Annotated in this window: 23 protein-coding genes and 1 pseudogene; 12 read left to right on the top strand and 12 right to left on the bottom strand. The window is 66.8% G+C overall.

Features of this window, described 5'->3' with window-relative positions; translation table 11 throughout:
• From LTT66_RS34530 to LTT66_RS34520, 3 genes are all read left to right on the top strand, one after another.
• Nucleotides 1-1137: an MCE family protein gene (locus tag LTT66_RS34530; protein WP_233062675.1), complete on the top strand. Its 1137-nt coding sequence runs from the start codon at nucleotides 1-3 to the stop codon at nucleotides 1135-1137.
• Nucleotides 1138-1139: 2 nt separating this feature from the next.
• Complete coding sequence (locus LTT66_RS34525; RefSeq protein ID WP_233069499.1) at nucleotides 1140-2588, top strand: MCE family protein; 1449 nt, start codon at nucleotides 1140-1142, stop codon at nucleotides 2586-2588.
• A gap of 158 nt (nucleotides 2589-2746) precedes the next feature.
• Nucleotides 2747-3217, top strand: a complete 471-nt coding sequence (locus LTT66_RS34520) for a DIP1984 family protein (RefSeq protein WP_181721235.1) — start codon at nucleotides 2747-2749, stop codon at nucleotides 3215-3217.
• A gap of 116 nt (nucleotides 3218-3333) precedes the next feature.
• Here the strand turns inward: LTT66_RS34520 and LTT66_RS34515 are convergent, their stop codons facing one another.
• The 5 genes from LTT66_RS34515 to LTT66_RS34495 form a co-directional block, all read right to left on the bottom strand.
• The gene (locus LTT66_RS34515; RefSeq protein ID WP_233062674.1) at nucleotides 3334-3579 is read right to left on the bottom strand and encodes a hypothetical protein; all 246 of its coding nucleotides are present in this window, start codon (nucleotides 3577-3579) and stop codon (nucleotides 3334-3336) included.
• Nucleotides 3580-3674: 95 nt separating this feature from the next.
• A complete protein-coding gene (locus LTT66_RS34510; RefSeq protein ID WP_233062673.1) occupies nucleotides 3675-4358 on the bottom strand; it encodes an SRPBCC family protein in 684 nt (227 codons plus the stop codon).
• A 16-nt stretch (nucleotides 4359-4374) separates the two neighbouring features.
• Nucleotides 4375-4875, bottom strand: coding sequence for a (2Fe-2S)-binding protein (locus tag LTT66_RS34505; RefSeq protein WP_233062672.1), 501 nt, complete (start codon nucleotides 4873-4875; stop codon nucleotides 4375-4377).
• Nucleotides 4868-5743, bottom strand: a complete 876-nt coding sequence (locus LTT66_RS34500; RefSeq protein WP_233062671.1) for an FAD binding domain-containing protein — start codon at nucleotides 5741-5743, stop codon at nucleotides 4868-4870. Before LTT66_RS34500 ends, LTT66_RS34505 begins: the two co-directional genes overlap by 8 nt.
• Entirely contained in the window at nucleotides 5740-8091 is a 2352-nt protein-coding gene (locus LTT66_RS34495) for a xanthine dehydrogenase family protein molybdopterin-binding subunit (RefSeq protein ID WP_233062670.1), read from the bottom strand. Before LTT66_RS34495 ends, LTT66_RS34500 begins: the two co-directional genes overlap by 4 nt.
• Before the next feature lie 374 nt (nucleotides 8092-8465).
• On the opposite strand from LTT66_RS34495, the gene LTT66_RS34490 reads away from it, so the two are divergent.
• Nucleotides 8466-9563 carry an XdhC family protein gene (locus LTT66_RS34490; RefSeq protein ID WP_233062669.1) on the top strand — a complete coding sequence of 366 codons (1098 nt, stop codon included), beginning with the start codon at nucleotides 8466-8468 and terminating at the stop codon, nucleotides 9561-9563.
• Nucleotides 9564-10650: 1087 nt separating this feature from the next.
• On the opposite strand, the gene LTT66_RS34485 is transcribed toward LTT66_RS34490, so the two are convergent.
• Together LTT66_RS34485 and LTT66_RS34480 are read right to left on the bottom strand one after the other, a co-directional pair.
• Nucleotides 10651-10854: a hypothetical protein gene (locus LTT66_RS34485; protein ID WP_233062668.1), complete on the bottom strand. Its 204-nt coding sequence runs from the start codon at nucleotides 10852-10854 to the stop codon at nucleotides 10651-10653.
• 22 nt (nucleotides 10855-10876) lie between these two features.
• A complete protein-coding gene (locus tag LTT66_RS34480; RefSeq protein WP_233062667.1) occupies nucleotides 10877-11074 on the bottom strand; it encodes a hypothetical protein in 198 nt (65 codons plus the stop codon).
• Nucleotides 11075-11297: 223 nt separating this feature from the next.
• On the opposite strand from LTT66_RS34480, the gene LTT66_RS34475 reads away from it, so the two are divergent.
• Both LTT66_RS34475 and LTT66_RS34470 read left to right on the top strand, forming a co-directional pair.
• Nucleotides 11298-11762, top strand: coding sequence for an NUDIX hydrolase (locus tag LTT66_RS34475; protein WP_233062666.1), 465 nt, complete (start codon nucleotides 11298-11300; stop codon nucleotides 11760-11762).
• A gap of 183 nt (nucleotides 11763-11945) precedes the next feature.
• Nucleotides 11946-12704: pseudogene (locus tag LTT66_RS34470) on the top strand (carbohydrate kinase family protein).
• Between the two features lie 235 nt (nucleotides 12705-12939).
• On the opposite strand, the gene LTT66_RS34465 reads toward LTT66_RS34470, so the two are convergent.
• The 3 genes from LTT66_RS34465 to LTT66_RS34455 are packed head-to-tail and all read right to left on the bottom strand — an operon-like array spanning nucleotide 12940 to nucleotide 15361.
• The gene (locus LTT66_RS34465) at nucleotides 12940-13593 is read right to left on the bottom strand and encodes a polysaccharide deacetylase family protein (RefSeq protein WP_233062665.1); all 654 of its coding nucleotides are present in this window, start codon (nucleotides 13591-13593) and stop codon (nucleotides 12940-12942) included.
• Nucleotides 13593-14747, bottom strand: a complete 1155-nt coding sequence (locus tag LTT66_RS34460; RefSeq protein WP_233062664.1) for a radical SAM protein — start codon at nucleotides 14745-14747, stop codon at nucleotides 13593-13595. Before LTT66_RS34460 ends, LTT66_RS34465 begins: the two co-directional genes overlap by 1 nt.
• Nucleotides 14744-15361, bottom strand: a complete 618-nt coding sequence (locus LTT66_RS34455; RefSeq protein ID WP_233062663.1) for an adenylate kinase family protein — start codon at nucleotides 15359-15361, stop codon at nucleotides 14744-14746. The genes LTT66_RS34460 and LTT66_RS34455 overlap by 4 nt, the downstream gene beginning before the upstream one ends.
• A 263-nt stretch (nucleotides 15362-15624) precedes the next feature.
• On the opposite strand from LTT66_RS34455, the gene LTT66_RS34450 reads away from it, so the two are divergent.
• A complete protein-coding gene (locus LTT66_RS34450) occupies nucleotides 15625-17052 on the top strand; it encodes a helix-turn-helix domain-containing protein (protein WP_233062662.1) in 1428 nt (475 codons plus the stop codon).
• On the opposite strand, the gene LTT66_RS34445 is transcribed toward LTT66_RS34450, so the two are convergent.
• Complete coding sequence (locus tag LTT66_RS34445; protein ID WP_233062661.1) at nucleotides 17041-17877, bottom strand: alpha/beta hydrolase; 837 nt, start codon at nucleotides 17875-17877, stop codon at nucleotides 17041-17043. The genes LTT66_RS34450 and LTT66_RS34445 overlap by 12 nt on opposite strands.
• Before the next feature lie 768 nt (nucleotides 17878-18645).
• Between LTT66_RS34445 and LTT66_RS34440 the strand changes: the two genes are divergently transcribed.
• The gene (locus LTT66_RS34440; protein ID WP_233062660.1) at nucleotides 18646-19671 is read left to right on the top strand and encodes a hypothetical protein; all 1026 of its coding nucleotides are present in this window, start codon (nucleotides 18646-18648) and stop codon (nucleotides 19669-19671) included.
• A 234-nt stretch (nucleotides 19672-19905) separates the two neighbouring features.
• Here LTT66_RS34440 and LTT66_RS34435 read toward each other — a convergent pair whose 3' ends face one another.
• Nucleotides 19906-20739, bottom strand: a complete 834-nt coding sequence (locus LTT66_RS34435) for an SDR family oxidoreductase (RefSeq protein WP_233062659.1) — start codon at nucleotides 20737-20739, stop codon at nucleotides 19906-19908.
• A 90-nt stretch (nucleotides 20740-20829) separates the two neighbouring features.
• On the opposite strand from LTT66_RS34435, the gene LTT66_RS34430 reads away from it, so the two are divergent.
• From LTT66_RS34430 to LTT66_RS34415, 4 genes are read left to right on the top strand one after another with little or no spacing between them, the layout of a single operon-like run.
• Nucleotides 20830-22407 carry a methylmalonyl-CoA mutase family protein gene (locus tag LTT66_RS34430; protein ID WP_233062658.1) on the top strand — a complete coding sequence of 526 codons (1578 nt, stop codon included), beginning with the start codon at nucleotides 20830-20832 and terminating at the stop codon, nucleotides 22405-22407.
• Nucleotides 22407-22805 carry a cobalamin B12-binding domain-containing protein gene (locus tag LTT66_RS34425; protein WP_233062657.1) on the top strand — a complete coding sequence of 133 codons (399 nt, stop codon included), beginning with the start codon at nucleotides 22407-22409 and terminating at the stop codon, nucleotides 22803-22805. The genes LTT66_RS34430 and LTT66_RS34425 overlap by 1 nt, the downstream gene beginning before the upstream one ends.
• A gap of 37 nt (nucleotides 22806-22842) precedes the next feature.
• Nucleotides 22843-23799: an LLM class F420-dependent oxidoreductase gene (locus LTT66_RS34420; protein ID WP_233062656.1), complete on the top strand. Its 957-nt coding sequence runs from the start codon at nucleotides 22843-22845 to the stop codon at nucleotides 23797-23799.
• 53 nt (nucleotides 23800-23852) lie between these two features.
• The gene (locus LTT66_RS34415; RefSeq protein WP_408638881.1) at nucleotides 23853-24842 is read left to right on the top strand and encodes a CaiB/BaiF CoA transferase family protein; all 990 of its coding nucleotides are present in this window, start codon (nucleotides 23853-23855) and stop codon (nucleotides 24840-24842) included.
• Nucleotides 24843-25124 lie beyond the last annotated feature (282 nt).

The following is a 25124-nucleotide window of genomic DNA, read 5'->3' as shown; positions in this document are numbered from 1 at the left end:
ATGAGAACTTTTCCGCGACGCGGCTGTCGTCCGCTGCTCGCCGTGAGCGCCTGCGCGATCCTGACGCTCACGGGATGCGGATGGCACGGAGTGAACTCGCTGCCGCTGCCCGGCGCCCCTGGACAGGGTGCGGACGCGACCGTCGTCCAGGTGGACATGGCGAATGCCGGCACCTTGGTGGCGAATTCGCCGGTACTCGTGGACGACGTCGTGGTCGGCAGCGTGCGCGGGATCCGGCTCGACGGCTGGCATGCGGTGGTGGAGGCGTCCATCCGCGCGGACGCGGCGGTGCCCGCGAACGTCGTCGCGACAATCGGGCAGACCAGCCTGCTCGGGTCCAGTCACCTCGCGCTGAACGTACCCGCGGGCGCCGAACCGTCCGGGAAGCTGGCCACCGGGGCAAGGATCCCGATGAACCGATCCTCGACCTATCCCTCCACCGAACAAACGCTGGCGTCGCTGTCGGTGGTCGTCAACGGCGGCGGGCTCGGCCAGCTCGGCGAGATCATCGGCAACTTGAACGACGCCTTCGACGGACATCAGGGCCAGATCGGCGCGCTGCTGGTGCGCCTGGACACGATCATGGGCGTCATCGACGGCCAACGCGACGACATCATCGCCTCGATCGACGCGCTCAACCGGCTCACCGGACAGTTCGCCGAGCAGCGCGATGTGGTGACCCAAACCCTCGAGCGGCTTCCGCCCGCGCTGGACGTGCTGCTGGCGCAGCGGCCGAACATCATCGCGGCGCTGGATCGGCTGCGCACCTTCAGCGACACCGCCACCGCCCTGGTCACCGACGTCCAGACGGATGTGGTGACGAATCTGCGCAACCTGGAGCCGACGCTGCGGGCGCTGGCCGACGTCGGCCCGCAGATCGATGCGGCGCTGGCGTACGCGACCGTGTTCCCGTACGGCCAGACGGTCATCGACCGCGCGGTGCAGGGCGACTACCTGAATCTCTTCGCGACAGTCGATCTCACGGTTCCGCGGCTGAAACGGGAATTGCTGCTCGGCACGCCGTGGGGCGATCCGACAGCCGTGGTCCAGGCGGCAATCGGCGACCCGGGCTACGCACAGCAGACCTCGAACCCGCTCGGTGCCGCGATCACACCGCCGACCACCGGAGGCCGCTGATGCTGCTGTCCCGTTTCGTCCGCACCCAGTTGCTGATCTTCGCGGTCCTGTCGGTGATCGGGCTGACGGCGATGGCGACGGTCTATATGCGCTTGCCCCACCTGGCCGGCGTCGGCACCATCAGCGTGTCCGTCGAACTGCCCGCCACCGGCGGGCTCTACCGCTTCGGCAATGTCACCTACCGTGGCGTCGAGATCGGCGAGGTGAGCTCGGTCGAGCTGACCGGCGACGGTGTGCGCGCCACCCTGAAGATCGAAAGCTCCTACGATATTCCCGCCGACCTGACCGCGGAGGTGCGCAGCGTGTCCGCGGTGGGTGAGCAGTACGTCGAACTGCGGCCCCGCATCGACTCGCCGCCCTATCTGCGCGATGGTGCGGTGATCGAGTCGCGGCACACCACCGTCCCGCAGCCGGTCGGCCCCATGCTGGACGCACTCAGCGATCTCGTGGGCAGCATCCCCACCGACAAGCTGCACGAACTGCTCGATGAACTCTTCCAGGGTATGCACGGGGCCCGATACGACCTGGACTCCCTGCTGACCTCGGCGCAGACCCTCGCCGCCGACTTGAACGGAGCCGGTGGCCGGACCCGCACGCTCGTCGAGGACGCTCGACCGCTGCTGGATTCGCAAGTGCGCTCCGCCGACGCCGTCCGGATCTGGACGCGTAGCCTCGCCGGCATCACCGGTCAGGTCGTCGAGAACGATCCGGAGGTCCGCACGTTGCTGCGCTCCGGTCCCGGATTCACCGGGGAGGTCGCGCACCTGTTGGACTCGGTGAAACTCACGCTGCCGATCCTGCTGTCCAACCTGACGACCGTCGGGCAACTCGGCGTGACCTACAACGCCGGACTGGAGCAGATACTCGTCCTGCTGCCACCGGCGATCTCGATGATCCAGGCCGTGCAACCGAATCGGAACGCCTCCGGCCTCGGCCTCGGCGACTTCCGGTTGGGCGGCATCTCCGACCCGCCCGCCTGCACCGTCGGATTCCTGCCGCCGTCGGCGTGGCGATCGCCGGAGCAGACCGACACCATCGACACCCCGGACGGCCTGTACTGCAAACTGCCCCAGGATTCCGACATCGCCGTGCGCGGAGTACGCAACATCCCGTGCGCGAACAACCCCGCCAAGCGGGCGCCGACCGCCGCGCTGTGCAACAGCGACGAGCAGTTCCAGCCACTCGCCGCCGAACAGCCCCTGCTGGGCCCCTATCCGCGCGACCCCGGCCTCGAAGGGCAAGGCGTCCCACCGGACTCCCGCTCGGTTCCGGGCGCGCCACCACCGGCCGCACCGGCGTCAGCACCCGGAGAGCCTGGCGCGCCCTGGATCGGCATCGCGCGATACGACCCGAGAACTGGGAACTATCTCGGCCCGGACGGCCGTCTCTACCAGCAGAGCGACCTGGTCGCCACGACCGGCCGAGCCTGGACCGACATGCTGCCGCACTGACCGCCACGAGGGGGTGATCGGCCGCGGCCGATCCTGCGATCCTGCGACGACGGCGAGTAGGAGCCGATTTCCCAGGGTGGCAGCGTAAATCGGCGTGACTCGCCCGGTGGAATGACCGATACTCGATCTTCACGAGTCGAGGTCCGGAGGTAGAGGACTTGAAGCTGGCGGAGGCGTTGGCGTTGCGCGCGGATTCGGCGCGCCGGATCGAGCAGTTGCGCGCTCGCATTGTGAGCAACGCACGCTTTCAAGAGGGGGAGGAGCCCGCCGAGAACGCGGCCGCTCTGCTCGCCGAGGCGGGCGAGGTGCTCGAGGACTACGAGAAGCTGATCCGGCGCATCAATCGCACCAACGCCGCCGCGCGGATCGGAGACGACGGCACCTTGACCGACGCACTGGCCCGCCGGGATGCGTTGCGCCTGCGGCACTCCCTGGTCACCGCCGCGGCGGACGCGGCGGCGGGCAAGGGGCAGCCGGGGTACGCGCGTCAGTTGCGATCGGAGCTGAAGATGTTCTCCGCGTTGCCGGTCGCCGAACTGCGCGGGCAGGCCGACGACCTGGCCCGGGAACTGCGGGAACTCGACGTCCGCATCCAGCGCTCCAACTGGGAGGTCGAACTGCTGGACTGAGCGGGCAAGTGGAGCAGGTAGTCATCGCGGAGGCGTGCACGAACCCGATGGCCGGCGGGATATTCGGCCACTTTCTCGGCGCACGATGGGCAGTGCGAAGGGTTCGACTCCCTTCCTCACACCGCAGCCCAGCACCGCGCACAAGAGACAGTGCACAGCACACAGCACACCACCATGTGCAGATCCGTGACGGCGAGGGCGGGCAAGGGGCACTCCACTCTTCGCTGATCCCAGAGTTTGCCGCACGGCAGGTGCGGCAAATCGGGGCGAACGTTGTCGTCGACGGTGACGACGAATCCACCGTGGGCGCCCAACTCGGCGACCACGTCCGCTATCTGCGCCGCGCCCGCCTGGTAATCCATTGCGAAAGCCCCGGTTTCGATGCGAATGTGGCGGGTCCGCGCGATCGGGTTCCGAGGGAGATTCCCGGCGAGCACCGTCCGGGCGGGCCGCGACATCAGGGTACCGATCGCGCGAAGCGTTTGCGGAGCAGAAGGGCGAAGAGTAGGACAAGGACGCTGGCGAAGGCCAGCCCGCCCAGCCGCGTGGCGCTACTCGCGCCGGCCGCTTGGAGCAGATCGATCGGCTCGGCAGGCTTGCGTGGCGCGGTGTGGGTGGGAGCGGCGGCCGGTGTGGCGGAGTCCGGAGCCGCCGACAGGATGCGCGGTGGCGCGTCCGGTACCGGCGCGGCCTGCGCCGACGCGGTGATCTCCGCGGCGAGATTGGTGGCGAACTGGCCGATCAGCGTGCCCGCCACGTCGGCGAGCGCGCCGCGCCCGAACTGTGCGGGCTTGCCGGTGATCGCGAGGTCGGTGTCCACGAAGACGTCCGTGGTCGTGCCGGATTCGACGAGGCGGCAGGTGATGGTGGCCTTGGCCGTTCCGTTGCCGCGGGTTTCGCGACCGCGCCCTTCCAGCACGGCGATCCCGGCGGCCTCGTCCTGCGAGACGACCTTGATGACCCCGCTGTAGCTCAGCCCGACAGGACCGAGCTTGACCTTGATCTTGCCGTGGAAGTCGTCGCCCTCCCGGGAGGTGATGGTGGCGCCGGGAACGCAGGGGGCGATGCGTTCCAGATCGAGCAGCACCTGCCAGGCCTGCGCGGCCGGGACGGGAATGGTGAAGGTGTTGTCTAGTTTCATGGAAGTCCTTCGGTGGTCACGCCTGCGGCGCGGTGGGCGTCTCGGCGTTCGCCGAGTCGGCGGCGGCGCGTACCGCTCGGACGATGCCCTGATATCCGGTGCAGCGGCACAGGTTCCCGGAGATGCCCTCGCGGATCTCGGTCTCGGTGGGGTCCGGGTTGTCGCGCAGGAATGCGGTGGCGGACACGATGAAGCCGGGAGTGCAGAATCCGCACTGGAGCCCGTGCTCCGCGCGGAATGCCGCCTGCACCGGCGAGAGTTCGCCGTCGGGTCCGGCGATGCCCTCGACGGTGGTCAGTTCGGCGCCGTCGGCTTGCACGGCGAACACCAGGCAGGCGCGCACCGCCTGCCCGTCGAGCATGATCGTGCAGGCGCCGCACACGCCGTGCTCGCACCCGAGGTGGGTGCCGGTGAGGCCGCACTTCTCGCGCAGGTAGTCGGCCAGGGTCAGCCGGGGCGGCACTCGGTCTCGGCGGAGGGTGCCGTTGATGCGCACCTCGATGTCGACGTCAGTCATTGCGGGCCTCCTCTACGGCGCGTCGCCATGCGTGCGCCACCATCGCCGCTCCGACTCGGCGCCGGTAGTCGGCGGAGCCGTGTACGTCCGACGAGACCGCGTCCAGTCCGGCGGTCGCGCTCCGGCCGATCTCCTCGGCCTGTGTCGCCTCGGCGGGTCGACCGATCAGCTCGGCTTCGGTCTCGGTGGCCCGCACCGGGGTCGGCGCCAGGCCGAACAAGCCGATCGCGCACCGCTCGACGCGCGAGTCCGCATCCAGCCGGACCGCCACGGTGGCGCCCGCCATCGCGAAATCTCCACTGCGGCGGGTGAATTCCTCGATTGCGAAGCCGCACCGCCCGTGCCAGACCGGGAAGACGATCCCGGTGACCATCTCGTCCTGCTCCAGATCGGTGGTCCACATGCCGGTGAAGAACGCCGATGCCGGGATGGTGCGCCGTCCGCGTGGGGAGAGCGTCTCGATGTCGGCGTCGAGCGTCAGCGCAACGACGGGGTATTCGGCCGCGGCGTCGGCGTGCGCGATCGCGCCGCCGATCGTGCCCCGGTTGCGGATCTGGAAGTGCCCGATGAGCGGCGTGGCCCGGGTGAGCAACGGCGCACCCCGGCGGACGTCCTCGGACCGGCCGACCGCGGCGTGCGTCGTCCCGGCGCCGATCCGGACCGCATCCGGACGGGTTTCGATGCCGCGCAGCTCGTCCACGCGCCGGAGGTCGACCAGATGCTCGAACACGGCCAGTCGCAACGCCAGCATCGGCACGAGGCTCTGCCCGCCCGCGATGATCTTGGCCTCCTCGCCCAGTTCGGCCAAGAGGGTGACGGCCTCGGCCGCGGTCGCGGGTGCGTGGTACTCGAAGGCCGCCGGTTTCATGCCGGACCCTTTCCGGCGGCGCGCGCCTCGTCCAGCAGTGCCACGATCGTGGCCGGGGAGAGGGGCAGTTTCGAGATCTCCACCCCGAACGGCGCGAGCGCGTCGATGACGGCGTTGAGCACGGCCGGGGTGGCCCCGATGGCCCCGCCCTCGCCGACGCCCTTGAAATTGCCGGGTCCCGGGCTCGGGGTCTCGATGTGCCCGACCTCGATCGTCGGCGCTTCGGTCGCCGTCGGCAGCAGATAGTCCAAGAAGGTGGTCGCCACCGGATTGCCGCTCTCGTCGTAGGCGAGATGCTCGTAGAGCGCGCCGCCGATGCCCTGCACGGTGCCGCCGTAGATCTGGCCCTCGACGACGCTGGGATTGATCATCGGGCCGCAGTCCTCGCTGACGATGTAGCGCAGCAACTTCACCTCCCCGGTGTCGATGTCGACCTCACAGGTGCACACGTGGGTGGCGTTGGCCCAGATCGCCAGCTGCGGGGTCTTGTACCGTCCGCTGGCCTCCAGCCCGGGCGGCACCCCGGGCGGCAGCGCGTCGGCCTGGAAGTACGCGATCTCGGCGATCTCGGCCAGTGACAGCACCTTGTCGGGCGCCCCGCGGACGGTGGCCCGGCTACGGCTGAACTCGATGTCCTCGGGGCTCGCGCCCAGCCGGTGGGCGGCGATCGCCAGGATGCGTTCCCGCAGGATCGAGGCCGTCCGGTCGATCGCGCCCGCGGTCATCGAGCCGGACCGGCTGCCGCCGGTGCCACCGCCGAACGGCGTGATCGCGGTGTCTCCCTGGATGGTTCGCACATCGGCCAGCTCGACGCCCAGCGCGTCGGCGGTCAGCTGGACGACCGTGGTCTCCAGACTGTTGCCCGCCGAGCCGCCCGCGACGTAGACGTTCACCTTGCCGGACGGCTCGATGCGGATGGTGGCGCCCTCGGTGCTCAGGAACGGGCTGCCGCCGGTGGTCGGCTCCACATAGGTGCAGGTGCCGACGCCGAGGTAGCGGCCATCGGCGCGAGCTTCGCGCTGCTGCTTGCGGAAGCCCTCGTAGTCCAGCAACTCGACCGCCTGCTCCAAGGTCTCCAGAGGCGAGATGTTGTCGAAGGTCATGCCGTTCGGGTTCGCCCAGGGCAACTCGTCGCGGCGCAGCATGTTCCGCCTGCGCAGCTCGATCGGATCGACGCCGATCTGCCGGGCGGCGTGGTCGAGCAGGATTTCGCGGGCCACCGATTCGAACTGCCACGGCCCTCGGTAGGCCAGGCGGCCGACGGTGTTGGAGTACAAGAATTTCGCCGTGAAGGAGGCGTCCCTGATCCGGTACGGTCCGGGGAACAGCAGCCCGACCACGACGCCGCCGGTGAGCGGCGACGGCGTCGGATAGGCGCCCACGTTCTGCACATGGTCGATGGCGGCGGCGAGGATGGTGCCTTCGGCGTCGAACGCCATCCGGACATCGGCGTGCTCGTGTCGCGACATGCCCGCGGCCATCAGGTTCTCTTGCCGGTCCTCGATCCACTTCACCGCGGTGCCGAGTTTGCGGGCGGCCAGCAGGATGCAGGCGTCCTCACGCAGCGGGACCTGCTTGAGGCCGAATCCGCCGCCGGTGTCACGGGCGATGACCCGCACCTGGTGCTCGTCGATGCCGAGCAGCCGGGCACAGAATCCGCGCACTTCGTGCGGTGACTGGGTGGAACTCCAGATCGTCATCTCCGCCGTCGGCGCCGACCAGTCCGCGACGATCCCGCGGGTCTCCAGCGGGACCGGCAGATACGCCTGCTGAAAGATCGTCTGCCGCACCACATGCGCGGCCGAATCGAACAGCGGCGCCAGATCGGCGGCTGGGCGCCCGCCCATCTCGCCCGCGGAATTCCCCGCGAATCCGGCGTGCACCAGGTTCGGCGAATCCGCCGCGGTGACGTAGTCGACCACCGGTTCCAGTGGCTCGTAATCGATGACCACCAGTTCGGCGGCGTCCTCGGCCACGTACCGGTCGACCGCGATCACCAAGGCCACCGGGTCGCCGACGAAGCGGACCTCCTCCTCGGCCAGCGGCGGCCGGGGTACCGGCGGGAAGCCGACGATGTCGAGCGCGTAGGAGATCTCGTGCACGCCCGAATTGAGGTCCGCGGCGGTATAGACGGCGAGCACGCCGTCCAATTCCAGCGCACCGGAGACATCGATCGCACCGATCGCCGCGCGGGGGAGTGGGCTGCGGACGAAGCACGCGTGGGCCATGCCGGGGCGGGTCACGTCGTCGACGAAGGTTCCCGCGCCGGTCACCAAGCGCGCGTCCTCGATCCGTGGCACCCGGGTGCCGACGACGCCGGTCGTGGTGGCGGGTTCGGTCTGGGTCATCGGTGCGCTCGCAGAGAGCGCGGGCCGGACTGGCCGTTGGGCGGCCTGGTCGATGTCATCCGGTTGATCCTCCGTTCACCTCGGGCGCCCGCGGGCATGCCCTCGACTCGGCCGGTCCTCGTGGCCGAGGCCGCGGCCTGCGGCCGGGAGTCGGATCGGCCCGTGTACCAGGGCTCCGGCCGGTGGCCGCTCGCGAATGCTGAGCACGTGTTTAGCATCGAGATTCGCACGCTGTCAATTCCGCCTATGTCGAAAATGAGTATCACGCTAGTATTGGACGAGAATAGCATTCTCGTCGCTGGGTCGGGTGCACACGCCGGGAGCGTCGGGAAGGGCCGCCGAACGGGCCCAGACGATCGCCGAGAGGGTTCATCATGCGAGAACTCGCCGCGCATCTGTTGCGCTGGCATGCCGCCGACACCGTCTACGTGCTCGCCACGGTCGTGCGCGTGACCGGCAGCGCACCCCGGCCGGCCGGGGCGACCATGGCGGTGGACGGATCGGGGAATGTCCGCGGCAGCCTGTCGGGCGGGTGCGTGGAGGGCGCGGTCTACGAGCTGTGCCTGGAGGTGCTCGAATCCGGCGAACCCGTCCGCCGGACGTTCGGCTACAGCGACGCCGACGCCTTCGAAGTCGGTTTGACCTGCGGCGGAGAACTGGAGATCTTCGTGCATCGCATCACGCCCGCGGAGTATCCGGCCGTCGAGGCCGCGCTCGATACGAGCGGTCCGATGACGTTCGTACGTGACCTGGCCTCCGGTGCGGTGGTCGCGCTGGGGCCCGAGACCGCCACCGGCGCGGACTTCGACCGCGCGGTGGTGCGGCAGGCGCGCGCGATGCTCGACACCGGCGTGACCGGTGTTCGCGTCGTGGGCTGCGCGGACCGGGAACGCGCGGTGTTCGTCGAGTCCTTCGCGCCCGCGCCGCGCATGCTCGTCTTCGGCGCAACGGATTTCACCACCGCGCTGTGCAGTGTCGGCCGGCTGCTGGGGTACCGCGTCACCGTGTGCGAGGCGCGCCCGGCCTTCGCCGACCACGCCCGGATGCCGGACGCCGACGAGGTGGTCCGGGACTGGCCGGACCGATACCTGCGGCGCACGCCGGTCGACGCCCGCACGGTGATCTGCGTCCTGACCCACGATCCCAAGTTCGATATCCCGGTGCTCACCGAAGCGCTGCGCCTGCCCGTGGCCTACGTGGGCGCGATGGGGTCACGCCGGGCCGACCGAGACCGCCGGGTCCGGTTGCGCGCCGCCGGGCTAACCGAGGCGGAACTGCGGCGGTTGCATTCGCCGATCGGCTTGGAACTGGGCGGTCGGACTCCGGAGGAGACGGCCGTGGCGATCGGAGCCGAGATCGTCGCCGTCCGGCGCGGGGGCTCCGCGCAGTCGCTGTCCAGCACTGAACGGCCCATCCACCCCGGTGAAATACGGGTCGCCGCCGGTGGAGTCATCGGGATCCGGCTGCGCTGAGACCTTCTCCACCTACTGCATGTGCTGTCGAGTACCGGTCGAACCGCAGCAGCACTCCGTGATGGCTAGCGCCACTCTTGGCCCCGGAGCCGTTTTCGCGCGAAAGGCAGGCTGATAAGGGGCAGCCCGAGAGGCCTGTTCGGCTTGTCCTGGTTGATCAATGCTCGGACAAGTGGCTCCCGGTCGCTCACCGGACCAAAGTACCGCACCGCGGCAGTTTTGAATGCCATCACCGGGACGATCGGGAATTGTCAGAACATCGGGTGGAGACAACCGGAATGGACCGATTGCAGGGCCTAAACCGCAAGAGCAGGCCGCATGCTTGATCGCTGAACGAGTGCTCGGTGCTGTTGCCACACCTCATGGCTCGCCTTGGGGCGAACTTCGCTCTCGAGCATGGCGATCTCGAAGACCTGCTACTGGTGGTTGGAGATCGTGCTCAAGAGCAGATTCGATCATGACCGCGCTTCGCAGTTATCTAGTCGTAGTTCCTACGCTAAGGATATCGAAGGTGCGAATCAATCCGGACTCCCTGGGCATCGGACCAATCGAATTCGCGCGTATTCAGTTGCCGTTGTGCAATCTATCGTGCGAGGTACGACGATTCAAATCGAGCATCAGCCGCCCCCATCTTCCCGTCGATGCTTCCCAACCCAAGGTGGCCGCCGAATTGGCGTCGCCCGCATAGGAGGCCGGATGTCCTGCAACCGCGGCAAAACCTCTGTGTCCTGATCCTCTCGCCACCATCGCCCAGCTTTGGCCTGGGTCGGCACCAGTTCTATCGGGTGGGTGGCGGCTTCCATCTCCGATTGAGTATCGCCCGGATTGCCCTTGCCGACTTCATCTTCTACCCACCGGTCCGGCGTCGAGGCCGGCGAACGAGGCAGCCAGAAACTGTCATCCTCGCTGTTGTCGGCTGAGGCTTCGGTCGGACTTATCGCGTCACTGTGACGCCGGATGAACGTGACAGGGTAATGAGTGTCTGTCTGAACCGCCGCCCACCACCGACCAACCCGGAAGCTCAGCACCGCAGCGACGAAGACTGAGGCGGGCCACAGGACCATGACGAGGTAGGCCGACATTCCGCTCAGCAGTCGTCTTCCCCTATGAGCAGCAGATACGCTGCCTCCACGTGCACGATGCACTCGTCCGGATGGTGGAGCCGGTGGATATACCGCAGTTCTCGGGCGCGTTCGACGGTTAGCTCGATCAACGACACCTGGCACACGAACTCGGCCAGCTTGCCATCGGCTTGAACAAAGGTTCTGTGCTGTCCGGGATGTGACGGCATCAACAGCTCCTTCCTGCGACCCTCACTCCCACAGCTCCGCACACGGCAACGGCGGCAGGTATTCGGGAACGTTGTCGTCGATCGTCACCACTAGCTGCAGGTCGGCATAGCCGCCGCTGGACAACTCGTCCGCCACGCTCTGTGCTTGTTCGGCGCTGGCCTGGTAATCGAGCGTCAGGGCACCGCTTTCGATGTGAATATGACGCGACTTGGTGCCCATTCCGGTTGCCTCCCTGGCGGTTTGACCGTTTCTCCACGTGCTGGATGTGGTCCAGAGTTCGCGTTACCCCTGGTCAAGGGCTATACCGCGTTGGCTCGCCGCGTTATGCGTCCGGCGTATAGGCCAGACGTCACCAAGGGATTAGGCTCGGCGTGACTCACCCCTAAGTTCGGAAAATTACCAGGTCAGCGGCACAATTCAGGATGAAAGGAAACGCGTCGGTATGAGCGTCACGACTGAATCCAATCACGAAACCAAGCCTCCGCGTCACAAGGTCACCGGCGATGTCCATCTGCTGCTGCGCCGCGGCAATGAAGTGCTGTTCGGCCGGCGTCAGAACACCGGATATGAAGATGAGGCATGGCATCTGCCGTCGGGGCACCTCGAGGCCGGCGAATCCGTCATCGACGCTCTGATCCGTGAAGCCGACGAGGAGATCGGCGTGACGATCGCGCCCGCGGATGTGCAGTTCAGCCACATCATGCACAACTCGTCCTCGGGTGGCCGGATGGCGTTCTTCTTCACCGTCCGGTCGTGGCAGGGAGAGCCCACCAACCTGGAACCGGACAAATGCAGCGAGCTTCAGTGGTTCGCGGCAGATGCTCTGCCCGCCCACATGATCGGCTATTGCCGTGAGGCCATGCAGCAGATCGCCAAGAGCACGTCCTTCTCGATCTACGGCTGGTAGTTGTGATGGCGGCGCGCGACGACGGCCCAATTGTCTGTGTCTCGTATCTTGCCCTGGCCGAACTGTGGAGCGTGCCGCTGTTTCCGGTTGTCAACCATGGTGCCGAGGTTCGGACCACGGAGCAGTCCATCGCTGCCGATGGCCCGATGACCGCGGCAGTCCTGGCCGCACGATGTTCCAACCATTATCGTAGTTAACAATATTGGTGACGATCAGGACGGCCGGACGGTCCGCTCCTGGCTGCAACGGAGCAATGTCACAACGACCGTCATGTCCGATCCCGAAGTCGTCACGCCGTGGATCGTGGTGATCGCTGACGGCCACCACACCCGGACGTGGTTCGCGCATCTGCCGGGGGTGGGGGAGCAACTCGCCGCTGTCGACCTGTCGCCGATCGCCGCTGCGTCGTACGTGTACGTCGATGCCTACCAGCTCATCGACGCGGCTGCGGTGCGCGTGATCGAAGCCGCGCGTGCGGTGCAGGTGCCGGTGCTGGTCAACCCCGGCGGATCGCCGCTATCGGATGGGATTCGGTCCGCGGCGGCCGGCTACGAAAAACTGCTCGTGCAAACCAATGTCCCGACCGCGCCCACGCCGAGGCGTTTTCCGTCGCCCGATCGCTTCTGAACGAATGCGGCCTGGGTGGTGGTGACGGCTGGAGCCTATGGGGCGGTAGCGGTGAGCCTCACGGACGAAGTTGCCGCGCCTGCCTTTCCGGTGACGGTACGACATACCCACTGCGCTGGCGCCGCGTTCTCGGGCGGGCTGCTGTATGGCTTGCGGGAAGGGTGGTCGATGGACCGAAGTATGGTGCTCGGGTCGGCGAGTGGGGCACTGCGGTGCGCACGGCACCACGGTTCGACGCTGCCGACGCTGCCGGAGCTGGAGGCCGTCGTCGCCGGCGGTGGACTCGAGCTCCGACAATCACGCCACGCTAGCTGATCCGATGCGTGTCGTGACCACACTCACCAGTAAGGCGCGACATGTCGCAGCCACATAGGCAGTAGTACATCCGGTCGACCCGGGCCGGTTCGCCAGCGCCGTAGCTTTCGATGGGGCTGTCGACGTAGCGGACCGGCCCATTGCAGTATTTGCACTTCTTCGTGCTCACTGTGCTCAGCTCACGGACAGACCGTAAGCCTAGGGACCGACAGTCGATCTTGATCGTTTGCGAAGTTCAGAACAGTTTCCACTCATTCAGCTGCCCGATCAGCCAATCGAGGCGTTCGGGGGTCAGCCGCTTGTGTTCTGCGTCTTTTTCGGATTCCTGCTTGACTCCGTACTGCCACCAGGCTTCGTTCGTCAGTCGGTCCATCACCAGGAAGCGATCCTTGACGGCCGGACCCCGGATGACCAACGAGGCGGTGTAAGGCTCGGCCACCACGGCGTGCACCATCGAGTGGTGCACAGCGTAGCTGGAACCGACAAGTTCCTCCCGCGCCTGCAGCACTGGCAGTTTGGCCGGATCGACATGTTCGTCCACCTCGGCATTGCCGAACAGGAAGTGCCGGTACTGACCGCGCAGGATACGGCTGGCGTAGCTCCACCGGTGGTTGTGTGGCCGGTCGAAGTAGCCGGGCAGGAAGATGTGCAACCGAACTCGAAAGCCGGCCTCGGCATCATCGTGCAGCACCAGCTTGTCCAGGATGTCGTAGTGCTCGCACAGGGTGAACAACTCCGGCCTGGCGGGCAGGACGGTGATCCGATCGCGCACGATGCTCGGGTCCTCGACCAAGATATCGAGTACCTCGATGCAGGCGGTTTCGACGGCGTCAATATCGTTCCAATCCAGGTCGCGGAGACTCTCGACCAAGGTGTCCATGGTGTCCATCAGGCAGGCTCGCTTTCGGGTTTGGCGCTGGACTTCCACAACCGGCAGACCGGCACGATGTCGTCGTAGGTAGCACACGACGCTTTGCCCATCACCAGCTCCTCGGCCGGGCAGCCGCCTTGGCAGGCGCTGGCTTTGCAACCGGCGCAGGAGCTTTCGGCCAGCGCGCTGGTGAACAGGTCGAACTCATTTACTCCGTGGTTCAGTTGCACCTGACCGTCGACCATCTGGGCGAAGTACAGATCGGTGTCGAACAGGTAGGAGCAGACGTAGCAGCGGCCGTCCGGGAAGATCGAGATGCGATCCAGGGTCCGACCGATGCACCCTTGGTAGCCCTCGGCGGCGTAGCGCTCCATTTGGTCACGCCGGGCATAGGTCGGCTGGTACCACACCCGCGTGTCGTACTGCGGCGCCACTTCATTCAGCCGATCGCAGAAGGCCACCCATTCCGGCGGTGTCATGGCTATGTCAGCATTGCCGTGGCCGGTGCCGATGGTCGAGAAGACATGGAACTTCACCAGGCTGACGCCGAGGTGGTCGGCAATGTCCAGTAGCTCCAGCACGTCCTGCTCGTTCGCCTTGTTCACCGTGCAGATGATGCGGGTGTCGAAACCGCGGCGGGTCAGCTCGGCGGTGGTTTCCAGCGCCTGGGTGAAGGTACCCGCCCCACGGATCGCGTCGTGGCTGTCGCCGCTACCTCCGTCCAAACTGACTTGGATGTAGGCGAAATCGTCGGGTTCAAGTTGGCGAAACTTCTTGAGCGCGGGCTTCTGGGCGTTGGTCGTGGTGATGACGTGCTCGTAGCCCAATTTCCGGCTGAGACGAATTGCTTCGCAGTAGTGCGGGTGCAGCGTGGGTTCGCCACCGAGGATGGTCAGCTTGTCACCGCCCATCCGCCGCCAGGTGGTGAGGGTGTCCACAATCTGAGGTAAGGGCATCTTGAGTGCCCGGTCCAACCGTTCGCCCATGTAGCAGTGCTCGCAGCGCAGTTGGCAGGCTTCGGTGATGTAGAGGTAGACGTTGCGGAACCGGCCGTAAGCGACGCGGTCGATCCGGTTCGGTTCGGGAACATCTGCCCCACGGGGCATACGGGCATGGCCATAGCTGTCGTCGTTGGCTCGGATACCAGGGGTGGGCAGATCGACGGTCGTCATCGTGGTGCGCTCCGTGAGATAAGCAGCGGGGCAAGCAAAGTGGCCGCCCCGTCGATGGTGTTGGTGGTGTCGAGCTGGGTGACAGTGACGTCGGCACGGGCGAAGGCATCACGGATACCGACTGCCGTCTGGTGGTAGCGCTGCATCCGCGCTTTGAACAGGCGCGGTGAATCGCCGCGTCTGGGATGCAGCAGGCCCCCGCACCGGCTGCACTGCCACGGGTCGGCATCACTCGGGATCGCTGGCAGGCGGGGATCGTTGATCGGGTCACGCTCGCAGCGATGGCAGACCTTCCGATTCCGAGCCCGCTGCCGGAGCGTCTTGACATCGGTCACCACTTCGATGGCCTCGATGTGGCAGGGCGTCAACGACCACAGGATCGCCGGTAGCTGATCAACCTGCGCCGCGGAACCGGGAAAGTTGTCGAGCAGAACCGCCTGGACCTCCGGATCCGAATTGACGGTCTCGAAGTAGGAGCGGAGTGCCGCGTCGACGGTGTAGTCGTCGATCCAACCCAACTGCTCCGGCGTGACTGCCGTTGCGGCCAGCACTTCCTGAGAGACATGCTCGCGCAGCCGGAACATCCGGCGCCCAGATGACGATCCGAGCTGCATCGTCAGCGTCGTTTTGCCCGCTGCTGGCGGACCAAAGATGGGAACTACTAGGGACAACGCCACGGCCTACCCTTTCCTCGCAAGGTTTTCGTGACCGCCCAAGGGTCGATTGCTGGGGCGAAAAGGGCCACGACAAGGGCGTATTCGGGGTATGTATGAAACGCATAGCGCCACCTGTCAAGCCCTGGTAGGGTCACGCGACCAAAGCGGGGGTGGTCGTTAAGAACCCAGGAGGACCGACCGAACGCGGGAGGGGGACAGCCATGACGCCGGTACCGAAGCCGCAGCGGTACTGCGCCCGCTGCGGTGGCAGGCTCAACAGCTACAACGCCGAAACCCTCTGTAACCCCTGCGGCAGTAACGCCCGCGATGAACGCCATCGTCCGCCGGGCGTGCCACCGGAGTTCTGGCTGACCGATCAAATGCGGGACGCCTGTGCAACCTGGCACATCGGCCGCGTTATTCACGCCTACCGGACTCATCCTTTTCACGGGCGCCAATTGCCCCAAGAGGTGATGGCCAACTGGCTAGATCTCACGCAGGCTCAGCTCAGTCGGATCGAAAAAGGCCCCGCGCCCGAACAGATATCCAAGTTGATTCGGTGGGCCGAGATCCTCGGCATTCCAGGCGAACTGCTGTGGTTCAAGCTGCCGACTGTCGAGGACACCACAGGTGGCGTCATACCAGCCCGACACCACGATGCCGTCGCCTTGGCGCAATGGTTAGTCACTGATGGCACGGGGCCAGCACCGTCAGGCCATACCGATGACCTCCACCAGGTAAGCCAGGCGCTGGAGGACGCCCGCCGCTACTTCGACGGCACTGTCGTGGAATTCTTTCGCCATCAGCTGGCCCGATGTAAGGCGGACGATGGTTCCCTTGGCCCGTCGGAAGCGTTGCCGTTGACGCTCGCGGTGATCGGGGCGATTCGCCGGCACGTCCGAGATGTTCAACCCGCGGTTCGACGAAAACTGCTCGCGCTCGGCTCCGATGGTGCCGAATTTGCTGGTTGGCTCTACCGGGATCTGCACGATCCCGTCACCGCCACCTTCCTCTATGACCGGGCGATGGAGTGGGCACAAGCCGCGGGCAGTCTGCCGATGCAGGGCTACGTGCTGCTGAAGAAATCCCAAATGGCCTACGAGACAAGAGACACCGGCACGCTTATGACGCTGGCTCAAGCCGCCAACGAGGGGCCATGGCAGCTTCCCTCTCAGGTCAAAGCCGAAGCGATGCAGCAAGAAGCACTCGGGATGGCCATGCTCGGCGAACCGGTCAAAGCGGTGAAGCAGCACCTGGATACTGCCGAACAGATGCTGAACGCAGCCGTAACGGCCAATGGTGAGGAGGTGATGAGCTACTTCAACCAGAACACCCTTCGCCTTCGCGCTGCTGTCTGCTACACCGAAGCAGGCAAACCGCAAGTCGCCGCCCAATTGTTCGGCCAGGTGCTCAGCAGCGGTTCCTTGTCGCGGCGCGACACGGGATTCTTCGGCGCACGGCAAGCCAAGGCACTGGCGCTGAGCGGCGAACCGGACGAAGCCGCACGGATCGCGGTCCAGTCGGTCGGCGTTGCCCGCGAAACTCGCTCGGAGCGAACGATGAACGTAGTCATCGAGGTCATGAGATCACTCGACACCTGGCGGCACCGGCCGATGGTGCGCCAACTCCACGACATGCTACTGCCGTGACGGTGATCCGGTCGTCAGCCAGTTGGAAACGATCTCAATGACCTCGGCCTGATACTCCTGGCTCTTGGGGTCCAGGTACTTCGGATCATCGTGCACCGCGAAGCCGTGCTGCGATCCCTCGATCTCGACCAATTCCACCGGCGCGGTGAACTGAGCGACGGCGGCACGCGAGCCGTCGATCGGCACCAAGGTGTCGGCGTTGCCGTGGACGATCAGGGTCGGGGTCGTAACCTCACCGAGAATTTCGTTTGGCTTCAACCAGAACACTTCGTTGAGCAGCGGCCGACCGTGCTTCAGTGTTGGCGTGAACTGAACCGCGCCGGTCTCGTTCAGCTCCTTTGCCCGCTCGTCGCTGATGACGTCGTTCTGCCAGTAGTCGCGAGTGTCGATGGTGCGCTTCTTGTAGTCGAACTGTGGATTGAGCAGCACCAATCGATATGGCTCATCCGGCCGCTTGGCGGCGTAGTAGGCCGTGATCCCACCGCCGAAGCTGGCTCCCAGGAGACTGATCTCCGTCGCACCGGTCCACTTGCGCAACTCAGCCATGGCAACGCGGATGTCGTTGAGGATCGTGGAGAGCGTCAGCTCCTCCTGTCGGCCTTCGCTGTCACCGTGGCCGCGAAGATCGAACCGGAGCGACGCCACGCCAGCGTCAGCGAGGCCGGAGGCCAGCCGGGTGAAGAATCCACCCTCTTCCCTGGTGACGCCACCACCGTGAACGAGGACGACCGCGTGCGCTGCTGGTTGGTCAGGGGTGACAAGGGTGGTCGCCAGATGGAGGCCGTCAAGGGTGCGGATGCGGGTTGTGGTGCTGTGGTTCGACACGGCAACCAGTCAAGCAGACCGGGAGACGGGTTGGCTCGCGCTACCAACAGGACCAAAGACCGAAGCGCCTCTGGATACTGCTACATCGCACCTGAATCGGAAAACACGCCGCAGAGGCAAGCGCATATCAGACGTTTCGGCTATAAATGCTCGCTATGGCGACACTGACGCGCCCCGCGACAGCACCCTGAGACGTCTCTTTGCCATGTCGATGAACCAGTGCGCGTTCCCTGGAGGCTCCACGTCAATCGTCGACACAACCGGGACGATCGTGGGGCCGCGTGTGCCATATTCGCGCAATGAGCGTGGGCGGTCCCCGCTACGACGCTACGTCCGCTCACACCGCAGATTCATCGATGCACCAACCAGATAGCCCTCCGCCAACTCGGCGATCGTCTCAGGCGACAGCCGCCGGTCCAACCGCCGCGGTTTAACCGCACTGCTACCTGCCGTCGAATGCGGGGCGGTGCAGCCTCCACGTTGGCGATAACCGTCTTCAGCCAGTCTGGTTACCACTGTTTCAAATACCGTCCGCTAACCCCGACCGGCCCGGCCTTATCTGAACCGGTGACTGAAAAGACACGAGTGCCGCGTCCGGAAAGCTGATGCCGTAGCTGCCCGAATTGGCGGGTTGATCCGCAGCCGGTGAGCGGTGACACCGTTGACGCGACGGGATTGTTCGCCGTATCGCGCTGCGACGCAGACGTACTCACGTGCCTCCCTTCCTCGGCCACCCCGCACACGCCGACTGCTGGCAGGATGAACGCTATGCGCTTCACCGTCCCCGCCGTGATATTGATGATGGCGGTAGTCCTGCTGACTGGATGTTCTATACCGGTGCAAGGACCCGACCAGGCCGAGCGTGACAGCTGGTCGCAGGTGATCGAGACGGCCATCCAGGCTCTTCCGGGGGTGGTCGATGCGTCACATTGGTTCGATTACGAGGGCAAGTCCCGCACGTACGATTCCCTGCTGGATGTGCAGCTCGAGGATGGCGCCACACCGGACGAGGCCGCGGCCGTGGTGCGTGCCATGGGCGCCCAGCAGCTTCCGCCGCGCTACCAAGGCGACGAGACCGTGGTCGATCTCGACCGGATGACGCACTCTTATTCTGCGAATTGGCGGTTCGGTCGGGACGTGAGCAGGGAAGCGAACTCGGCACACACCTGGGTGAGAGTCTCGGCCCCCGGTACACAGGTGCACTGGTCGTCACGCGGCATCGACGTAGACCAGATGAGCAACGTCATCACCGTCGAAGCGGGCTCCGGGGCGGAGCCCCACCGTGCCACCGCGGCGATGCGCCGAATCATCCAGGACTTTCCCGAACTGGCGCCCAACGATTGGACGGTGTCCACCATTGCTGTGGAGATCGGGTCCAAGAATCGCTCGAGACTGGAACCCGGGTGGCAAAACTCGGGCCGCAAACCCATCTTCCCGCCCGGCCTACTCCGCTTCCCGTCCAATAGCGAACTCGAGATGTGGGAGTGGTTCCTGACCGATCAACCCACCCCATTCTTCGTCGATATTTCCGTATACGACCCGCCCGGCAAAGCAGGCCGCACCCTGGACGTCGCGATATATCCTCCTGTCGGAGAGCAACTCACCGCTGCGCAGGCGACACAACTCGCCGAAAGGCATCTTCCCTACTTGGCCCAACCCGGTGCCGTGGTCAACTACACGATCGAAACACGCAACGGCCCCGTTTTCGCGGTCTTCATCGGTGGTTGCCAGCCATCCTGGCGCGATGTTTCACCGGAGTCGCAGGCCTACGCGCGTCAGTATGAACGCTGCTAGTACCGCGTCAGGCAACCTCCGGTAGGTAATCCGGGTGCCGGATCTTGGAGCTCACGGCGAAGTCACGGACGCGGTGCGCCGCACCGAGACCAGCGACTTCGATCCATCCGCACCGCGGCAGGCGCCGACGTTCGATGAGATCAAGGCGCTGGTGCAGTCGATCATCCCTGGGCCACCGAACGGTCCGCACGGGCCGACGGAACCGGCTGCTGTTGCCTACGATCCGCCTTCTCGTCAGTCCAGAAACAGATCCGGCGTGGGGTTTTCGCCGCCGCCGTACCCGGACAGATCATCGATCCCGGCGTAGAGCGACAACGCGTCCGCGTCGATGAAGCAGTTGCCGGTGACCTGTTTCGCGGGCCGGGTCATGATCGCGAGGGCGGCGTCGGCCATGATCCGCGGACTGCGGGCGGAGGCGAGCTGCCGCTCGCCGTCGGCCAGGTTGGCGACCGCGGAGGTGGCGATGTAGGTCTGCGGCCACAGGCAGTTGAAACCGATTCCAGCGTCGGCGAATTCGGCCGCCCAGCCCTGGGACAGCAGGGTCATCCCGTACTTGGCGAGGGTGTAGGCCGGGTGGGCGCCGAGCCAGCGGGGGTTCAAATTCACCGGCGGCGCGATGGTCAGCACGTGCGGGTTGGCCGAGTCGCGCAGATGTGGCAGGCACGCCTTGGTCAGCAGGAACATGCCGCGGATGTTGATGTCCTGCATCAGGTCGAACTTCTTGATCGACAGGCGCTCGGTCGGATCGGTGGCTATCGCGCTGGCGTTGTGCACGCAGACATCGATGCCGCCGAACCGCTGCACGGCGGTCTCGACTACCCGCCGCACGTCCGCTTCGTCGCGCACGTCCCCGACCACGGCGGCGGCTCGCCCACCCGCGGCTTCCACTTCGGCGGCCGCGGTGTAGACGGTGCCGGGCAGGCGGGGGTGTGGTTCGGCGGTCTTGGCCAGCAGCACCACGTCGGCGCCCGCTTCGGCGGCGGCGATGGCTATCGCCAACCCGATGCCGCGGCTCGCTCCGGACACCACCACGGTGCGATCGGTCAGCTGTCGGTGCTGGTCGGACATCGTTCTCCTCGGTCGTGGCGGGCGGCCGGGCCCGGCCCTGCCACCGAATGGTATTGGCATTCTCCTTTTTCGCAAGTACCGTATTCAACGATGAACAACCAAGTGCAGACCTCGTCCGGCATCCCGCTGGAGCCGAGCTACGGACCGGACGCGCGGCGCGGTGACCCACCCGCACCGGGCGCCTACCCCTTCACCCGCGGCAACTTCGCCACCGGTTACCGGGGACGGTTGTGGACGTTCCGGCAGTACTCCGGCTTCGGTACCGCCGAGGAGTCCAACCGCCGCTACCGCTACCTGCTGGAACAGGGCGGTACCGGGCTCTCGGTCGCGCTCGATCTGCCCACCCAGTGCGGATACGACTCCGACGACCCCGAGGTGAGCGAGGAGGTCGGCCGGGTCGGTGTCGCGGTGGACACCCTCGCCGACGCCGAGGTCCTCTTCGACGGCATCCCGCTGGACCGGATCAGCACCAGCTTCACCATCAACGGCACCGCCGCGATCCTGCTGGCCTTCTACGTGGCCGCCGCGGAGAAGAAGGGCGTGCCGCGCGCGAAGCTCACCGGCACGATCCAGAACGACATCCTCAAGGAGTACGCCTCGCGCGGCACCTGGATCTGGCCGCCGGAGCCGTCGCTGCGCCTGATCGCCGACACCATCGAGTTCTGCGCGGCCGAGGTGCCGCGGTTCAACGCGATCTCGGTGGCGGGTGCGCACTTTCGCGACGCCGGGGCGAATGCCGTGCAGGAGATGGCCTTCACGCTGGCCGACGGCGTCACCTACTGCGACACCGTGATCGAGCGCGGCCGGATGACGATCGATCAGTTCGCCCCGCAGATCTCGTTCTTCTTCTACACGCACGGCGACTTCTTCGAGGAGATCGCGAAATACCGGGCCGGACGCCGCCGCTGGGCCACCATCGTGCGTGAGCGGTACGGCGCGAGCACTGACAAGGCGTCGATGTTCCGCTTCGGCTGTGTGGCCGGCGGCGCCTCGCTCTACGCGCCGCAGGCGCAGAACAACCTGGTGCGCGTCGCCTACGAGGCGCTGGCCTCGGTGCTCGGCGGCGTGCAGTCGATGTTCACCGCCGCGTGGGACGAGCCGTTCGCGCTGCCCAGCGAGGAATCCGCCACGTTGGCGCTGCGCACCCAGCAGGTGCTCGCCTACGAGACCGGGGTGACCCGGGTGGCCGACCCGCTCGGCGGCTCCTACTTCGTCGAGGCGCTCACCGACGCCACCGAGGCCAAGATCGTCGAGATCATGCGCGATCTGGAGCAGCACGGCGGCATGGTGCGCTGCATCGAGGACGGTTACCTGCAGGGCCTGATCGCCGACGAGGCCTACCGGCTGCACCAGGCGGTGGAGTCGGGCGAACGCCCGGTGGTCGGGGTGAACACGTTCGTCTCCGACGAGCCCGCACCGGACATCGGCACCTACGAACTCGACGCCGACGGGCGCGAACGGCAGTTGAAGCGACTGGCGCGAGTGCGATCCGAGCGCGACGCCGCAACCGTCCGCGACAGCCTCGCAGCCCTGTCGCGTGCCGCGGAAGGAGACGAGAACCTCATGCACCGCCTCATCGATTGCGCCAACGCCTACTGCACGGTCGGCGAGATGACCGCCGCGCTGAAGTCGGTGTGGGGCGAGTTCCAGCAGCCGGTGGTCTTCTGATGCCCGCCCGCGTACTGGTCGCCAAACCGGGCCTGGACGGGCACGACCGCGGCGCCAAGATCGTCGCCCGCACGCTGCGCGACGCCGGGTTCGAGGTCATCTACACCGGGATCCGGCAGCGTATCGAGGACATCGTCGCCATCGCGCTGCAAGAGGACGTGGCCGTCGTCGGCCTGAGCATCCTCTCCGGCGCGCACGTCGCGCTCACTACGCGGGTGGTGGGCGCGCTGCGCGCCGCCGACGCGGGCGACATCGCGGTCGTCGTCGGCGGCACCATCCCGCAGGCGGACGTGCCGCGGCTGCTGGAAGCCGGTGCCGCCGCGGTTTTTCCGACGAGCACTCCGCTGGAGACGCTGGTCACCGAGATCCGCGCGTTGACCGAGCACCCGGCCTCATGACCGGCCGTGGGCCGAATCGATACAGCTTGGAGGAATCGTGCGCATCGGAGTGATGATCGGACCGGAGAAAGGGGACTCCGGGCGCAAGCTCGAACGGATGCTGCGCGACATCGAGTGGGCCGAGTCCGCGGGAATGGACACGGCGTGGATCCCGCAGATCCCCACCGATTTCGACGCGCTGATCACGATCGCCGCGATGGGGCTGCGCACCTCGCGGATCGAGCTGGGCACCGCGGTCGTGCCCCTGCAAGCACAGCATCCGATCGCCCTGGCCCGGCAAGCGCTCTCGGCGCACGCCGCGGCTGGGGGCAGGCTGGCGCTGGGAGTCGGGCCGTCGCATCACTGGATCGTGCGCGACATGCTCGGCCTGCCCTACGACAAACCGGCCGCCTACACCCGCGACTATCTCGAGGTGCTGAACGCGGGACTGCGCGGACCGGGTTCGGTGGACGTGGAGAACGCGACGTTCACCGTGCACAATCCGCTCGATCTCGGACCGGTGGCCCCGGTGCCGGTGCTGATCGCCGCCCTGGGGCCGGTGATGCTGCGCATCGCGGGCGAGCAGGCCGACGGCACCGTGCTCTGGATGGCCGACGAGCGCGCGATCGCCGACCACGTCGTGCCGAAGATCGCCAAAGCGGCGGCCGACGCGGGCCGGCCCGCTCCGCGTGTGGTCGCCGGGTTGCCGGTGTGCCTGTGCGAGCCCGGCCGCGTGGACGAGGCTCGCGAGCGGGCCAATCGCATCCTGGGCGAGGCGGAGATCTCGCCGAACTATCAACGACTGCTGGACCAGGGCGACGCCCGTGACATCGGCGATCTGTGCCTGGCCGGCGACGAGGCGCAGATCGCGGCCGGGCTCCGCCGCTACGCGGAGGCGGGCGCCACGGACATCTCGGTGCGCCTGCTGCCGATCGGGGAGACCCTCGACGAACTGGTGGCGTCCAAGCGCCGCACCCGGGCGACGATCGCCGAACTGGCCAGGGAGTTGCGGTGAGCGCTGCGGGCTCCGGGCCGCTGGCCGGAATCCGGATCCTGGAGGTCGGCACCATGCTGGCCGGTCCGTACGCCACCATGATGCTCGCCGACTTGGGCGCGGAGGTCACCAAACTGGAACCGGCGGGCGGCGACATCTCCCGTCAGGTGAGCGACAGCTACTTCGCGAGCCTGAACCGTGGCAAACGCAGTATCCGCGTCGAGTTGGGCAGCGAGCACGGCCGGACGCGGCTCGGCGAACTCGTCGCGGGGTCGCACGCGCTGCTGGTGAACCTCAAACCATCGGCGATCCGGCGGCTCGGTCTCACCTACGACGCGCTGCGCCGGTGGAACGAGAAGATCGTGTGTGTCGCGATCACCGGCTACGGCCTGTACGGCGGGGACGATCCGGCCTTCGACTACGTGATCCAGGCGGCGGCCGGGATCGCCGCTCTCACCGGTGATCCCGCGGGCCCGCCGACGTTGCCGGGATACTCCTCGGCGGACAACTCGACCGGTCTGACGGCCGCGCTGGGACTGTTGGCCCAGATCGTCTCCGGTCGTGGCGGCCAGATCGACGTGTCGCTGTACGAGGTCATGCTCTCGCAACTGAACTATCACGCGGCCGCCTACCTCAACGAGGGGAAGCGGCCGCAGCGCCGCCCGTTCGGGGCGCACTCGTACTACGTTCCCGCGCAGATCTTCCCGACCGCCGAAGGCTATCTGGCGCTGTTCGTGACCCACGACGGCTTCTGGAAGACCTTCGCCGCGGAGGCGGGTGTCGACGGGTTCGAGCTGATGGCCGACCGGGTCGCCCGTCGCGTGGAGGTGCTCGCGGCGGTGACCGCCGCCCTCGCGGCCGATACCGCGACCGGATGGGAAGCGCGGCTGCGCCCGCTCGGAATTCCCGCCGCCGCGGTCCGTGACCTGCCGGAGGCGCTGGAGGCCAGCCCGGAGGCCGTGGTGACGGCGGGGGAGTTCCGGCTCGTCGGCAGCCCGATCCGGATCGCGGGCTACGAGCCGCAGTACGCGCCGCCGCCTCGGCTGGGCCAGCACGGGGGCTGAGGAAGCGCGACGCCGGATTCGCTGGGGCGACCGGCACGAGCATCGACACTCCGCGCCCCGGCCGCCCGCGCCCCGGCCGCCCGCGCCCCGGCCGTTATCCCCGTCGGATGTGTGTCGCCCGGGCGCGCGTGCCGGACGTGTAAACCGATCATGGACCGTGTGGACGCGGCCACGAAGCATGCTGTGACGGTGCGTAAATCGCGCACTGTGTCGTGTGTCAGCCGGTCGTCGGAGGTCACCGGGCGAACCGACCCGTTCGGTGGTCGCGATGCTGCCGGTCAG

Source organism: Nocardia gipuzkoensis (assembly GCF_021183645.1).
Lineage (GTDB): Bacteria > Actinomycetota > Actinomycetes > Mycobacteriales > Mycobacteriaceae > Nocardia > Nocardia abscessus.
Note: the sequence above shows the minus strand (reverse complement) of the source record. Positions and strands in the feature narration are given on the sequence as shown.